Annotated in this window: 13 protein-coding genes; 7 read left to right on the top strand and 6 right to left on the bottom strand. The window is 45.6% G+C overall.

Translation table 11 applies throughout. The annotated features are described in order from the left end of the window. The first annotated feature begins 321 nt into the window (after positions 1-321). Positions 322-1,053 carry a hypothetical protein gene (locus H6G32_RS02470; RefSeq protein ID WP_242046473.1) on the top strand — a complete coding sequence of 244 codons (732 nt, stop codon included), beginning with the start codon at positions 322-324 and terminating at the stop codon, positions 1,051-1,053. Between the two features lie 48 nt (positions 1,054-1,101). Here H6G32_RS02470 and H6G32_RS02465 read toward each other — a convergent pair whose 3' ends face one another. Together H6G32_RS02465 and smc are read right to left on the bottom strand one after the other, a co-directional pair. Further along, positions 1,102-2,091: a PRC-barrel domain-containing protein gene (locus tag H6G32_RS02465; protein ID WP_190454246.1), complete on the bottom strand. Its 990-nt coding sequence runs from the start codon at positions 2,089-2,091 to the stop codon at positions 1,102-1,104. 58 nt (positions 2,092-2,149) lie between these two features. After that, positions 2,150-5,773, bottom strand: coding sequence for a chromosome segregation protein SMC (gene smc / locus H6G32_RS02460; RefSeq protein WP_190454244.1), 3,624 nt, complete (start codon positions 5,771-5,773; stop codon positions 2,150-2,152). An 84-nt stretch (positions 5,774-5,857) separates the two neighbouring features. Between smc and H6G32_RS02455 the strand changes: the two genes are divergently transcribed. Both H6G32_RS02455 and H6G32_RS02450 read left to right on the top strand, forming a co-directional pair. After that, on the top strand, positions 5,858-7,207 hold the full coding sequence (locus H6G32_RS02455; RefSeq protein ID WP_190454241.1) for a 16S rRNA (cytosine(967)-C(5))-methyltransferase: 1,350 nt from the start codon (positions 5,858-5,860) through the stop codon (positions 7,205-7,207). Between the two features lie 58 nt (positions 7,208-7,265). Beyond that, positions 7,266-7,688: a TerB family tellurite resistance protein gene (locus H6G32_RS02450; protein ID WP_190454237.1), complete on the top strand. Its 423-nt coding sequence runs from the start codon at positions 7,266-7,268 to the stop codon at positions 7,686-7,688. Between the two features lie 117 nt (positions 7,689-7,805). On the opposite strand, the gene psb35 is transcribed toward H6G32_RS02450, so the two are convergent. Then, a complete protein-coding gene (gene psb35, locus H6G32_RS02445) occupies positions 7,806-8,027 on the bottom strand; it encodes a photosystem II assembly protein Psb35 (protein ID WP_190454235.1) in 222 nt (73 codons plus the stop codon). 187 nt (positions 8,028-8,214) lie between these two features. Beyond that, on the bottom strand, positions 8,215-10,536 hold the full coding sequence (locus H6G32_RS02440) for a transglycosylase domain-containing protein (protein WP_242046480.1): 2,322 nt from the start codon (positions 10,534-10,536) through the stop codon (positions 8,215-8,217). A 392-nt stretch (positions 10,537-10,928) separates the two neighbouring features. Here H6G32_RS02440 and folK point away from each other — a divergent pair, with 392 nt between their 5' ends. The 3 genes from folK to H6G32_RS02425 all read left to right on the top strand — a co-directional run bounded on the left by folK (position 10,929) and on the right by H6G32_RS02425 (position 12,201). Continuing rightward, on the top strand, positions 10,929-11,381 hold the full coding sequence (gene folK / locus H6G32_RS02435) for a 2-amino-4-hydroxy-6-hydroxymethyldihydropteridine diphosphokinase (RefSeq protein ID WP_242046479.1): 453 nt from the start codon (positions 10,929-10,931) through the stop codon (positions 11,379-11,381). 88 nt (positions 11,382-11,469) lie between these two features. Next, positions 11,470-12,018 (top strand): NUDIX hydrolase, encoded by a 549-nt coding sequence (locus tag H6G32_RS02430; RefSeq protein WP_190454226.1) that lies wholly within the window; start codon positions 11,470-11,472, stop codon positions 12,016-12,018. Positions 12,019-12,057: 39 nt separating this feature from the next. Further along, positions 12,058-12,201 (top strand): hypothetical protein, encoded by a 144-nt coding sequence (locus H6G32_RS02425; protein WP_190454223.1) that lies wholly within the window; start codon positions 12,058-12,060, stop codon positions 12,199-12,201. 129 nt (positions 12,202-12,330) lie between these two features. On the opposite strand, the gene cysK is transcribed toward H6G32_RS02425, so the two are convergent. Both cysK and H6G32_RS02415 read right to left on the bottom strand, forming a co-directional pair. Next, positions 12,331-13,293 (bottom strand): cysteine synthase A, encoded by a 963-nt coding sequence (gene cysK, locus H6G32_RS02420; RefSeq protein ID WP_190454219.1) that lies wholly within the window; start codon positions 13,291-13,293, stop codon positions 12,331-12,333. Between the two features lie 18 nt (positions 13,294-13,311). After that, positions 13,312-13,779 carry an RrF2 family transcriptional regulator gene (locus H6G32_RS02415; protein ID WP_190454499.1) on the bottom strand — a complete coding sequence of 156 codons (468 nt, stop codon included), beginning with the start codon at positions 13,777-13,779 and terminating at the stop codon, positions 13,312-13,314. A 222-nt stretch (positions 13,780-14,001) separates the two neighbouring features. Here H6G32_RS02415 and cysE point away from each other — a divergent pair, with 222 nt between their 5' ends. Continuing rightward, positions 14,002-14,727, top strand: coding sequence for a serine O-acetyltransferase (gene cysE, locus H6G32_RS02410; protein ID WP_190454216.1), 726 nt, complete (start codon positions 14,002-14,004; stop codon positions 14,725-14,727). The last annotated feature ends 61 nt before the right edge of the window (positions 14,728-14,788 follow it).

Below are 14,788 nucleotides of genomic sequence, written 5' to 3'. Positions count from 1 at the left end.
CAACGTAATTATACGGAAGTCAGCAACCAAATAATTTATCAGTTCCAATTCCTGAAATATCTGAAATTTCCAGCTTTATCAGTAATATTAGGGGCTAATTTAGCAATCACCGTCATAGCACTTCCAGCTTTCTTTATGTCAGTAACAGTGTAACATTCACTTGTAATGACACTGAAGCCGGACTTCGTTGATAAAAATGGCTAATTCGGCAAATTCACCATAGCTTCAAAATTGGACTTGCACAATAATAAATAGAAGTTGCAAAGTACACAACGTAATTGTACGGAAATGAGCAACCAAATGATTTATCAGGCCCAATTCATGAAATATCTGAAATTTCCAGCTTTATCAGTAATACTAGGGGCTAATTTAGCAATCACCGCTATAGCACCTCCAGTCTTAGCCCAAGATACATTCATATCTGTCAAGAGCACTGTAACATTCACTTGTAATGACACTGAAGCGACAATCAAAGGCAAAAATGGCCCTAGGGTAACTGTTGGGACAACAAATATCTACGTTGGTTATCAGCAAGTATCATCTACTAACAAAAATCCTCGCATTATTCGTTTTGACAATGGTGTCAAGAAATGGTGTCGCACTGACTACGAAACAACAAGTGACGATAGTACAGGCTACGGTCTCCTTTGGAATGGTAGTGATGTTTTATACGGCGTCTTTTCCTCCACTGGCAGCCAAACTGGTGATGATTTTCGGCGCTTTACTACTGGCCGTTGGCTATCCAGTTATGGCACTGGTGGCGGGGCTAAAGTAGCCATTATAGCTAGAATTAATCCTAGCAATGGTGACGTTAACTACGCTACATTTCTCACTGCCAAAAAGTTGAGTGATGGTAAAACTAACTCTTTAGTAGTGACAGGATTATCATGGAATGGCAAAAGTTTGACTGTGGAGGCAGATTCCTGGTGGAGTCCCCGCCGTGCTGATAAAAATTCCATGATTTGCGTTGGTACATCACCTTTTAAATACACTGGTGTATTCGGTGGTGACTTAAAACAGGTTAGCTGGGCTGCTGCAACCGGCTGTTATTAAATCAGTTATCAGTTAGCTCATAACTGATAACTGTTGACGGGGTAGGTTTTAATATCCGCCTTCTTCTTCGTATTCTGGCTGTCTTTCTTTGAGTTTTTTGGGAATATTGACTGGTTTTGGCTCATCCTCCCAAGCATCGCCTTCTACGTCGTCGTAATCATCGTATTCTTCGACATAAGGCTTGTTATAGGGTTGGGGTTCGGATTTTGGCGGTTGTTGATACCTATCCCTACCTGTGGCTTCACTCCAGTTGTCTTCTTCGTCTTCTTCGTATTGAATAGATTCATACTGCCGCGCCTTCATTACTTGGCGCTGGGGTCTTTCTTCTTCAATATAATCTTCATTCCATTCTTCTTCCTCCCTTGCTACTGGTTCGGGGGCGCGAACTTTTGGTCTGGGTGGCTGTAATGGCACTCCACTTGGCAACTGATTTGGTGTGGCAATTGTCCGGGGAGGACTATAGCCATATTCTTCTTCAGCATCTCTTTCCCACGGTGGTTTCCCGATGCCCAAGCGTTCCAGGACACCGACTGTCAGCTGGTTCACCCGTTCTTCGGCTCCCTCAAATACAATCAATCTGTTGGGGCCAGTACTCACGATTTCGTCTACTGATAACTCGTAGGTACTCAAAAATTGATCGGGGATTTGGGGCAATCCCAAAGAAGCAATGACTATGGAGTAAATTTTGCCGTTTTCTCCATTAAACTTGAAGCCCCGCACTTTGCCTAATACTTCACCTGTCTCTGTAATCACTTCCCAGTTTACCAGGTTGCTGAGAGCTTCGACCTCAACATCTTCAATGACATCTTCGTTATCAACTAGGATGACATCACCAATCTGGTTAATGCTATTGAGGTACATATAACGGGGCAGACCAGAAATAGAGATCAGGCTGTCTCGCAAACTAAGAGCCACAACCTCTCGCTGATCAATATCAACCCAGACTTGACTGATGATACCTAGCCGCTTGCCGTTGTCGCGGGTGATCACCTGGGTGTTCAATATGTCGGAACGCCTAATTATCTGTTCAGAGGTCATTCTATACCGAGTCCTGATCTCGAATCCGGTTTATCTATACACTATTTTTAACAGAAACTCAAGCCGATGTATTGGATGATTGTAATTTTATACCCAAAACTTGAGTATAAGCTCCTCGCGCTTGAGTAACGCCAATTGTGCGTTCGGCTGATTCTATCATCGGACGACGCAAACTCACAACAATAAACTGTGCTTGTTGTGCCTGTTGTTTAATCATTCTAGCTAATCGTTCCACGTTTGCCCCGTCTAAAAACATATCAACTTCGTCAAATGCATAAAATGGGGACGGACGGTAGCGTTGGAGGGCAAAGATAAAACTGAGGGCGGTGAGGGATTTTTCACCCCCGGACATGGAAGCTAGACGTTGTACTGGTTTACCTTTGGGGTGAGCGACTAAGTTCAGTCCACTGTTAAAGGGATCTTCTGGATTATCGAGTTGTAGATAGCCGTCACCGTCAGAAAGGATGGCAAAAATTGATTGAAAGTTTTCGTTGACAGCATCAAATGCTTCTTTAAAGGCCCTTTGGCGTAGGGTAGTAAAGTTTTCAATTCGTAAAAGTAGTTCGGTGCGCTCTCCTTCTAATGTCTGCAATTTATCTGTAAGTTCTTGGAGGCGGTTTTGGGTGCGTTCGTATTCTTCCAAAGCCAGCATATTTACGGGTTCCATTGCCTGTAAGCGTTTGGCTAGCGATCGCAATTCTTTTTGCAATTCCTCTAAATCTACTTTATCGGGAACTTCTGGCAGGGGACTGGGTAATTCAGATCCTAAATCCCGCAATTGGGTTTGCAAAGCTGTTAAATCTTCCCGTCGCTTTGCCTGGGTTTCTTGGAGTTTTTCTAGTTCCCATTGTAATTGCTGCTGCCGCAACAGATGCGATCGCAATTCCTGCTCTGTAGCGTCCCGTTTTTGCTTCTCTTCCCCTAAATTCAGTTCCTTTTCCCGCAAAGATGCCTGAGTGGCGCTAATTTGATGATTGAGTTCTGCTAGTTGGCTGTTGACTGTTGCCTGTTGCCTGTTGCCTATTGCCTCTTCCTGTTGATATTCTGCAACCCGCGTTTGTCCTTCTTGAATTTTCTCTTGTAACCGCTGCTGCTGATTTTCTAGATTTTTTAATCTTTGCTCTGCTTCCCTTAACTTTGTTTCTTGTTGTTGCAATTGTTGCTCTTGATCTCTGATTGTCCCCTGGATTTGTTGCCATTCACTAGGGGTTTGAGAGGCTTCCAACTCTGCTAACGTGTGTCGTAATTGTTGCAATTGAGTTTCCTGTCCCGGTAATTCCCGCTCTAAAACTTCCAGGCGAGTTTGAGAAGTGGCGAATTTTTGGTTATTTTGGGCGAGTTGCGAGCGCGTCCCCTCTAATTGCCCTGTTAAACTCTTAATATCTTTCTGCAACTGCTCCAACTGTAACTGCTGTTCTCGCCGCCCTTGCCGGGTCTCTGCCAGTTCCTGTGTTAAGGTTTTGGTACGAGTTGATAAAGTGGCGATCGCCTCACTACAACGGTCTAAAACCCGCTCAATATCGGCCAAACGAGTTTTTAAAGCAATTGTTTCTTCAGATTCCGCCGCTTCCCCTGTGCCAAACCGCAACGCCGAACGCTGGGTATTGCTTCCCCCAGTCATGGCACCGCTAGTTTCCAGCAATTCCCCATCTAGGGTAACAATGCGATAGAGTCCGATATTTTTCCGTGCCTGTTCGAGATTGGTAAATACCACCGTGTTGCCGAAAACATAGCTAAAGACATCTTGAAAACGGCGATCGCACTCAACTAAATTCACCGCATAATTCACAAAACCGCTAGCGTAACGCAGGGTGGCATCTTGGGTAAATTTCGGCGCATGAATTTTCGTCAGCGGTAAAAAAGTTGCTCTCCCGGCGCGTTTTTGTTTCAGCAATTCAATTCCTGCGGCGGCGATGCTGTCATCTTCTACCACAATATGTCCCAAACGTCCACCAGCAGAAATTTCCAAAGCCAACTGATAGCGGGGTTCCACCTTCCCCAACTGCACAACCAACCCACAAAGCCCAGGCATACCCGATTGCAAAATCACCTTACTGGCTTGAGTACCTTGGACTTCTTGCTGTGCTTGGGACTGCGCCTCAATTTTATCTAAAGAGCGTTGTTTTTCGCGCTGTTCTTGCAACAGACGCTTTTGGGTTTCTTGCTGAATTTGCAACTCTTGTTCTGTAGCGGCGAGATTTCGAGCTAAAGCTTGAATCGGTTCGCTAGAGGCGTTAAAATCCCTTTCCACCCCACTGCAATCACCTTGCTTTTCCACTAATTGCGGTTCTAAAGTAGCAATTAACTGAGTTTGCTCTTGAATGAGTTGCTGTAATTGGTGATTGCGTTCCTGAAGCTGGGCTTGCTCAGTGCGTTGGGGTTCGAGAGTTTGCAACAAAGTTTCAATTTGGCGGTTTAATGCCGTTTGTTGCTGCACCCATGCTTCCGACGCCGAAGCAATTTCTGCCGCAGCAGCGCGAGAAACGAATAAAGCTTGCTGTGCCTCATGCCGCTGCTGTTGTAGAGAAGAAACATTTGCCGTCTCTACATTTTGTTGTTGTGCAGCTTGTGCCAAAGAAAGCTGATGTTGTTGAATTTCTTGTTGAGTTTGCGCCAGACGCCTTGCAGTTTCTTGCAAAGCCGTTTCTAACTCCTTTTGCTGACGCAGGAGCTGCTTACGTTCCGCCTCTTGCGTTGCTAGGGTAGACTGTACCGCCAAAAGTTCATCTTCTCCCAAGGCCTTAACATGGGCATTAAGTTGTTCAAGTTCAGCAGTTTTTTGAGTAATTTCTAAATTGAGAGTAGTGAGTTGAGTAGTAATTTCAGCAAAATTGCGATCGCCACTTTGAATTTGCGCCACCAACTTTTCTTGCTGTGCTTGCAGAGAACGCCAAGATAGAACCGCCTCCCAAGATTGCTTCTGCTGAAATTCCGTGCGGAGTTTTTGATATTTTTCCGCCTTCGCCCGGTCTTGAGCCAAGCGATCGCACTGTAGAGTTAATTCAGTTTCGATAATGCGACAACTATCTTCCCTCTCCTTCACCTCATCCAAAGTAGACTTAGCTTGGACAATTTTGCGATCGTAAGTCGCCACCCCCGCCAACTCATCAATAATTTCCCGCCGCTCCCGCGCATTCATCGAGATAATACTCGTGACATCCCCTTGCAACACCACATTATAGCCTTCAGGATAAACCCGCAGCGTCTCCAACTCCTCATGCAACTCCGTCAACGTGCAAGCAACACCATTGATATAGTAATTCGACGTATAACTCCCTTGATGAGTCACCCGCAACTTTCGAGTCACACTCCACTCAGCCGATTTTGGATTTTGGATTTTGGATTTTAAATCTTCCTCCTCCTCTGCTTCCTCTACCTCTTCCCTTTGCGCCTTTGCGCCTTTGCGTGAGACATCCGAAATATCAAACGTCACCGTGACACTAGCCTCAATAGAAGCCCGTCCCTTAGGCTTTTGAGCATTATTTACCAAATCTGGCAAACGATCAGCCCGCATCCCCTTAGAACTAGAGAGTCCGAGGCAAAACAGCAATGCATCGAGAATATTCGATTTACCGGAACCATTGGGCCCAGATATGACAGTACACCCCGGCAGCAAAGGGACTGAAGTAGTACCACCGAAGGATTTGAAGTTGGTAAGTTCCACGCGCTTGACATACACCATTATGCGCTGGTTAACTCGGCTAAAAGAACAAGTGTATCAATTATTTTAAGATAAGCAACCCTAAAGTTTATTACCCCTAGAAATATGACTAACCCCCGCCAATTAGCTTTTAACGCCCTGCGAGATGTTCACAAGGGGGCTTATGCTGATTTTGCTTTAGACCGAGTGCTACAAAAGATTGATTTGCCAGATCGCGATCGCCGTTTGGTCACAGAATTAGTTTATGGCAGCGTCAGAAGACAGCGCACCCTCGACGCCCTGATCGATCAACTGGCTACGAAAAAATCCCAGCAACAACCGCCAGACCTCCGCACTATCTTACATCTGGGTTTATACCAACTGCGCTATCAACAGCGAATTCCTTTTTCAGCTGCTGTCAACACCACCGTTGAACTAGCGAAAGAAAATGGGTTTCCTGGACTCACCGGTTTCGCAAATGGTCTGTTGCGCCAATATATCCGTTTGGCTGAAAAATCACCAGAACCGTTAGAATTACCAGAGGATCCAGTAGCACTCTTGGGTATTTTACACAGCTTTCCTGACTGGATGGTTCAAGTGTGGTTAGAACAACTGGGTTTTGACCAGACAGAGCAATTATGTGAATGGATGAATCAAACACCAACTATTGATTTGCGGGTAAACCTGCTTCGTAGTTCAATTGAGCAAGTTGAGTCAGCGTTTAAATCTGCTGGTGTTTTAGTGAAGCGCATTCCCCGGTTACCCCAAGCTTTACGATTGATTGGTAGCAGTGGCCCCATTCAAAATTTACCTGGTTTCCGTGAGGGTTGGTGGACTGTCCAAGATAGTAGCGCTCAATTGGTAGGTTATTTACTCGACCCCCAACCCGGTGAGGTGGTGATTGATGTTTGTGCCGCACCAGGGGGTAAAACGACCCACATTGCTGAGTTAATGGGGGATAATGGGAAAGTCTGGGCAAGCGATCGCACTCCCTCCCGTCTCCGCAAACTTCAACAAAATGCTCAACGGCTGAATTTGCAATCGATTGAAATTTGCACAGGTGACAGCCGCAATTTACCGCAATTTCAAAACACTGCTGACCGCGTATTAATGGATGCACCATGCTCTGGTTTAGGTACTATGCACCGCCATGCTGATGCCCGTTGGCGACAGACTCCAGAATCTGTGCGGGAACTCTCCCTACTCCAAACAGAATTATTAGCGCATACATCGACTTTTGTCAAAACAGGTGGTGTGCTGGTTTATGCCACTTGTACCCTGCATCCGGCAGAGAATGAAGAGGTTATTACCCAATTTTTAGCTGAATATCCTCATTGGCAAATTGAGACAGAAAGCCCTGATTCACCCTACTCTGCCTATAGTACACCGCCAGGTTGGCTAAAAGTCTGGCCCCATCAACAGGACATGGATGGCTTTTTTATGGTGCGCTTAAGAAAAACCAATAATTCCGAGTGAATACAGAAGAGCGATTGTACGATTTGATGGAGGCCCGAATCTACCAGAGGAGGCAGCAATGGCTACTCATTCTCATGTAAAAAAGTTAGTTAAAATCCTGATTGGAGCCGCTTGGATTGATGGCAGAATTCAGCCGGAAGAACGGCAATATCTGCGCGAAATAGCTCAAGCAAAGGGTTTGGCTCATGATCCAGAAATTAAACCTTGGCTGTATGAATTAGTCCCCGTACAGCCAGAAGAGTGCTACGAATGGGTAAAAGAATATTTAGGCGATCGCCCAAGTCTTGAAGATTGCGAAAATCTCATTGAAGCCATCAGTGGCTTAATTTACAGCGATGGTGAGGTAGCGGTCGAAGAGGCAAAACTCCTGACGAAATTACAGGAGTTAACCCAGTTAAATAAGTCAACCCAACCAGCTCATAATCTGCTGCTTAAACAAATTCAAAAGCTTTACCGTCGTTGGGTTGAGGTTCAAAATTAATATAACTTTGGTAATGGGTAATGGGTAATGGGTAATGGGTAATTGGTAATGGGTAATGGGTAATGGGTAATTGGTAATATAAACAACCAATTACCAGTTACCTTTTTGACCAAGTTACTACTTCGGGTCACCCAGACCTGGAGTTTCTTCTTTATCAACCTTCGGCACAAAGTTAGGACGCTCTTTGCTCTCCCAACCTGCGGGACGTTTCGAGTTGTACCAAGCAATTGAACCAATGGTGACAGCAGCGATAAAACCAACTACATATACCAAGGTAAAAGCCAAGGGAAAATGGGAGCCTGCTGCTGCTGGTGCTTCTATTTGGAGCAATAAATGCATGAGTATATTCTCCTAGTGTAGGTAATACTAATTAATAAAGAGTATAAGACGAGGGTATCATCTACATCCCCCCCTAGTTTGAATAACTTGCTATTTGGATATTACAAAGAGGAGAGGGAAGATAGGGAGATAGGGAGATGGGGAAATTCAGAATTAAGTTCTTTCTGTCTCTTCCCCTGGTACTTAGTTACTCTGAGGAGGATTGACCGGGTTTTAGTCTGTCCCGCCAAGAAGACTGTGACGATGAGGAACCGGAGGAACCTGAAGAACCTGAGGATCTATTACTAGGGGGAGATGAAGACCGCCGAGACTCTGGTTCTGCTTGTCGCGATCGCCGCCGTGGACGAGATGATTGGCTCTCTTCGCTGTTTTGAGAGCGACGCTGCCGTCTAGATGATGTATTGTCATCTAGCTGCTGGTAACGCCGTCTGCGTCTTGGGGTATCCTCTGATTGCTGCTCTGGTTGAGCAGAGCGACTACTGCGGCTTCTTCGTCTTCTAGTAGTAGATGAGTCAGAATTGCTATTCCTATCGCCATCTGATTTTTTATCATCAGTAGAAATAGGACGATTCACAATTCGTTTAGGCTTGAGAGGCTCTGCTTTAATGCTGCCTTTGCGATCCTCTAGTTTAGGTCTTGCCGGAAACTTTTCTACAGGCATTCCCTCTACTGCTTTTTTCATAAATTCATGCCAGGTATAAGCAGCACTACCACTGCTCCCCCAAGTGGGGCGGTTGTTATCGTTACCTAGCCAAACTCCTGCCACCACTTGGGGAATATAGCCAATAAACCACAAATCACGGGCTTCGTCAGAAGTGCCTGTTTTTCCAGCAACGGGTCTATTCTCTAATTGGGCAGCACTCCCAGTCCCCTGTACCACAACGTTGCGTAGCATCCAAGTCATGATAGCGGCACTATCAGCATCTAGGGCCCGCTTGGGCTGGTAATCAGCTGACCAAACTACCTCACCCCGACGATTGAGTATCCGGCGAATTCCATGAACTTCTGTATGCAATCCAAGGGTTGCAAAGCTGCCGTAAGCACTGGTTAATTCCAGAAGATTCACTTCATTGGAGCCGAGAGCTAAGGAATAGGTGGGCTTGAGTTCCGATTTAATCCCCATATCATGGGCCAGTTTAATCGTTGGCTCAAAACCTACGTCTATCAACACCTTGACTGCAACTATATTCACAGAACGGGTGAGGGCATCTCTGATGTTCACCCAGCCCCGAAAGTCGGAACTGTAGTTTTTCGGCTCGTAACCATCTACTACAAGGGGTGCATCTAGGTAACTGTCGTAGGGATTTTTGCCGCTAGCGATCGCAGTAGCATAGACAAACCCCTTAAATGTCGATCCTGGCTGTCGCTGTGCTTGAGTAACGCGATTAAACTGGTTTTTACCAAAGTCTTTTCCCCCAACCATCACTTGAATTTCACCATTGCGGGGGTCGATGGCTACTAAAGCCGCTTCCTTAAAGTTCTCCCAACGACCTTGATTTCTCAAGGTTTTGGCAACTGCTGCTTCTGCTGCTGCTTGCCAAGTTAGGTTCAAGGTGGTTTCCACCACTAAACCCCCTCCAGCCAGCACATCAGGGCCAACGTACTTTGGCAACTCTTTCTGAATGTAGGTAGTAAAGTAGGGAGATGCCACTTCCAATCGCTTGGGCAAACTGCTTTTGAGGGTTAGTTGTTCTTGAGTTGCTGCAAGCCTTTGATCTGCTGTAATAAATCCATCTTCCTGCATCCGCTGCAATACCAGATTCCGCCGCGTGATTGCCGCAGTTGGGTTTTGATCTGGGGCGTAAATACTGGGGGCGGGTGCTAGTCCGGCGATGGTTGCCATTTCTGGCAAGGTGAGTTGATCCACTGGTTTACTGAAGTACACCCAGGATGCATCTGCCACACCGTAAGCTCCAGCACCTAAATAAACCAAATTCAGATAACGTTCAAGAATCTGGTCTTTAGTTAATTCTTGCTCCATTGTCTGTGCCAGGCGGACTTCCTTAAGTTTGCGCCAGATTGTCCGCTCTTGTTTAAGAAAGAGAATTCGCGCTAGTTGTTGGGTGATCGTGCTACCACCTTCTACTACATTCTGCGATCGCAAATTATTCAAAACTGCTCTGACAATCCCCTGAGCATCAACCCCATTGTGTTGCTCAAATCTTCGATCTTCTGAGGCGATGAAAGCTTTTTTCAAGGTGTCTGGTATTTGCTCCAGCTTTAGCTGTTCTCTAGCCGTTTCTCCTTGCTGTTTTAAAATAGTACCATCAGCAGCTTTAATAGTCAGAGTTTGCTCTCGCACCACAGCTTTCAGTTCCGCTTTATCTGGCAAAGTCCGATCTATTGACTCAATGCCGTAGTTAAAGGCGATTATGCCGCCACCAACACCCAAGCCTGCCCAAAACCAAAGACGACGATAAAAGGGTTTATCGCTCCTGGCAATTCTGGCAAACATTCCAAATGAGACGTTCGTCATCTGGCTCAGTAACTGTTTTGCCTTCACCAGCATTGTCGGTGGTAAGTTCTCATGTGTGGACTCCTCATTTTCGTGATGATTACCAGGCGGCAATCACAGCTTTTTCCTTATCAGAGATACTTAAATTTAGTTGCCTGTTGTTCAAAGTTGTTGCCACCTAAACACCATAAGAAAAACTTGGTGTTAGCGCACCGCCTTTGTGTTAGTATAATATCCCATAAATAATTAACTAAATTCAGTACTAAATAATGTTCTTTGAGAATCCATCAATGAACCTAGCTTAGTATAAATTAATCCAAAACTTTGAATAATTTCGCGGGATATCAAGACTATTGAAAGCATCAGGAACAGGTGGGGTTAATTCCAGGCTAAGTAGCCCAGACAGTGGTTTACTCAAAGCAAGTGCAATTGCACTTGGCAGTAACATGGGTGATTCACAAGCCATCTTAGCAGCAGCTCTAGAGAATTTAGCCCAAACACCTGGTATTTTCCTAGAAGCAAAATCTAGTTGGTATAAAACTAAAGCGGTGGGGCCACCCCAACCTGATTACTGGAATGGTTGCGTTATATTGCAAGTAGAAATTTCGCCCCAAAGTTTGTTAGAAACTTTGTTAGAAATTGAACAAAAGTTTGGGCGTGTGCGTCAGGAACATTGGGGCCCAAGAACCCTTGATTTGGATTTATTGTTATATGATGACTTAATTGTGGATACACCAACTCTCCAAATTCCCCATCCCAGGATGCAGGAGCGAGCTTTTGTGTTGGTACCACTGGCAGAAATCGCCCCAAATTGGATAGAGCCAGTTTCTGGGCGTTTGATACAAGATTTGCTCAAAGAGGTAGACAGTTCTGATGTACACTTAGTGATGGGCAACTAAAATTACCATCGTTAAACGCAGAAAACCCCAGATTCTGCCATAAAACACCGTATATATTCTGTGTATTTACAGACAAAAAATTTTTACTATGCCATTAGGTAGAGAATTACCACAACTGCTAAAACAACGCTTACTCCATAAAGGGCGCAAGTTTAATTTTGAAGTTAATCGCTTGCGTTTACCGAATAAAGCGGAGGGAGAATGGGAGTGTATTCGTCACCCTGGTGGCGCTCTGGCCGTGCCCGTGACGGCCGAAGGTAAACTGATACTTGTGCGCCAATATCGTTTCGCAGTTCAGGGACGGGTATTAGAATTCCCCGCAGGTACTCTAGAACCCAACGAAGAACCCTTAGAGACGATAAAACGGGAAATTCAAGAAGAAATCGGCTACCGGGCTGACAAGTGGAACAAGCTAGGAGAGTTTTTCCTCGCCCCTGGCTATTCTGATGAAATTATCTATGCTTTTCTGGCTACAGATATCTCTAAGCTAGAGACACCACCAGAAAAAGATGCAGACGAAGACCTAGAAACTGTCTTGTTCACTCCTGAAGAACTGGAGAAAGCTATTTTGGAGGGAGAGCCGGTAGATGCTAAATCAATTGCTAGCTTTTTCCTGGCTCGTCCATTGTTAGTTTAATCACGAGAAAATTGCCGAACGGCACAGAAGCCACTTGCCTTGACTTCTGAGCCACTCCCTTGGGAAAAACCTGGACAAAATTGGCGGTTCCAACGCTTGTTGGCGGCTTTTACAATCTCGTTTTCACACAATATCTTGGGTGAAGCGGCCAAAAAGCACCGAGTTGACCCATCTAACGAGTAGATTTTGGACAAAGAACCGCCAATGAAAGGATAACTTTAATGAAACCCCCAACTTCAGCCCTACTCGGCAAGTTGGGGTAGTTCACATTTCGACTCTTCAGAAATCTCAGTCCTTTGAGGGCTGGGAAGCTTAAACCTTAGCCAACCAATCATTCTCTTCGGGGTCTTTGAATAGTGAGGTGCTGAGGTAGCGTTCACCGAAGCTAGGCTGTACCATCACAATTAACTTCCCGGCATTTTCTGGTCGCTGGGCTACTTGAAGTGCAACATATAAAGCGGCTCCTGTAGAAATGCCTGAGAGCAATCCTTCTTCTTTGGCTAAACGCCGACTGTAGATAATCGCATCCTCATCTGTTACTTGAATAATCTCATCAACTAATTCTGATCGGTAAATTGCGGGGACAAATCCGGGGCCGATTCCCTGAATCTTGTGTGGGCCTGGTTTTCCACCTGCTAACACCGGGCTGCTGGTGGGTTCAACGGCGATCGCCTGAAAACTTGGTTTCCGCTGTTTAATAACTTCAGCAACTCCCGTAATCGTCCCCCCAGTACCAACTCCCGCTATGAGAATATCCACCTTTCCATCAGTATCTTGCCAAATTTCTTCCGCTGTGGTGTTGGCATGAACTTTGGGATTTGCTGGGTTGCGAAACTGCTGCAACATAAAGGCATTGGGCGTTTGCGCTACAATTTCCTCCGCCCGTGCGATCGCCCCACGCATCCCTTCTACCCCCGGCGTTAACTCTAGTTGAGCGCCATAAGCCCTGAGCATCAGCCTTCGTTCCTGGCTCATAGTATCAGGCATCGTTAGAATAAGATGGTAGCCCTTAGCGGCTGCCACCATTGCCAATGCAATTCCCGTATTACCGGAGGTCGGCTCTACTAAAGTGGTTTTTCCGGGATAAATCAAGCCCGCTGCCTCTGCCGTTTCCACCATGCTGACGCCAATCCGGTCTTTGACAGAAGCTGCTGGATTCATGCTTTCTAGCTTCACTACAATCTGAGCAACTGCTCCCGACCTTTGGGGAATCTTATTTAATTGAACTAGAGGCGTCCTTCCGACTAACTCTGTAATATCTCTCGCTATCCGCACAATGGTACTCCTCCCTAACTAAATGTAATACATGGGACTCTGCTGGGCGCGAGCCTCTCTTTCCTGGCATAAATCTTGGAGTGTATAGCTACGCAATACCTCTATAGAGGCGGCGTTGGCTTGTTCCCAAATTTCATGAACCAGACTCCTTTCCAAAGTGGAAGCCGCAGAGCTTTCTTTCTCTTTACGCTCACCTTCCACTACAGTGACAATCTCCAATAAGGTAATTTGCCAAGGTTCACGAGCTAAAACAAAACCTCCTTTAGCGCCGCGTTGACTCTGCACCACACCAGCACGCCGCAGGTTGGTCAAAATTTGTTCTAGATAGCGTTCCGGTATGGGTTGTTTGGCAGTGATCTCGCTCAGATTTAGAGGTACCTTTTTATCGTGGTGGCTTGCCAGTTCTAATAGTGCCAGCAGTGCGTATTCCACTTTGGAAGAAAGATCCAGAAGAGCGTAGTTTTGGCTATTCAAGTCTGTACTCAATATACTACGGTTTGTCAAGGGAATTATCGTATTTGCTGTTAATTAATTTTCCCAAAGTGTCAGATGTGATAGCATCCCACTTAATCATTACAGTATTATCATAAATCTATCTGTTTACCGTAGATTATCCGATAAATTCCCACAAATAGCTTCATCTGTTGAGGGAATTATCTTGATGTTCCTTTTCTTAGCTTCGCCTACCAACGGCGATCTCAACCAAATATGCTACTAACTGATTTGCGAACGATTTTTGAGCGTGACCCCGCAGCCCGTAACTGGCTAGAGGTTTTGTTCTGTTATCCTGGACTCCAAGCTTTAATGTGTCACCGTCTGGCACACGGACTATATAAAATGGGGCTGCCGTTTATACCTCGGTTTATTTCTCATATTAGTCGGTTTTTAACCGGAATTGAAATTCACCCAGGGGCAGTTATTGGCCAGGGGGTATTTATTGACCACGGCATGGGAGTGGTGATTGGCGAGACAGCCATTGTGGGTGATTATGCCCTGATTTATCAGGGTGTTACCCTTGGCGGTACTGGAAAAGAAAGCGGTAAACGTCATCCCACTTTAGGCTCTCATGTGGTTGTAGGAGCAGGTGCGAAGGTTTTGGGTAATATTCAAATTGGCGATCGCGTCCGCATTGGCGCAGGTTCAGTAGTACTGCGAGATGCCCCCAGCAACACTACAGTCGTTGGCATTCCTGGGCGTGTCACTCGTCAGAACAACCTCAATGCCGATGCTCTAGCTCATGATAAAGTGCGCGACGTGGAAGCTGAAGTCATAGGTGCTCTATTTGAACGGGTCAAGACTCTAGAAAAGCAGGTTGAGCATTTGCAAAATACATCAAGTTTGAACTTAACCGAGTCCGAAACAGAACAAACTGCCAATACTCAGAGCGATTCTGATTCCATGATTGCAGCGTTTCTGGATGGTGCCGGAATTTAGGAATTGGGATCAAGATTCTCAGATTAAAGGATTAACATGATTGATTTGAGGATTATAAAGA

Source organism: Cylindrospermum sp. FACHB-282 (assembly GCF_014697195.1).
GTDB lineage: Bacteria > Cyanobacteriota > Cyanobacteriia > Cyanobacteriales > Nostocaceae > Cylindrospermum.
Note: the sequence above shows the minus strand (reverse complement) of the source record. Positions and strands in the feature narration are given on the sequence as shown.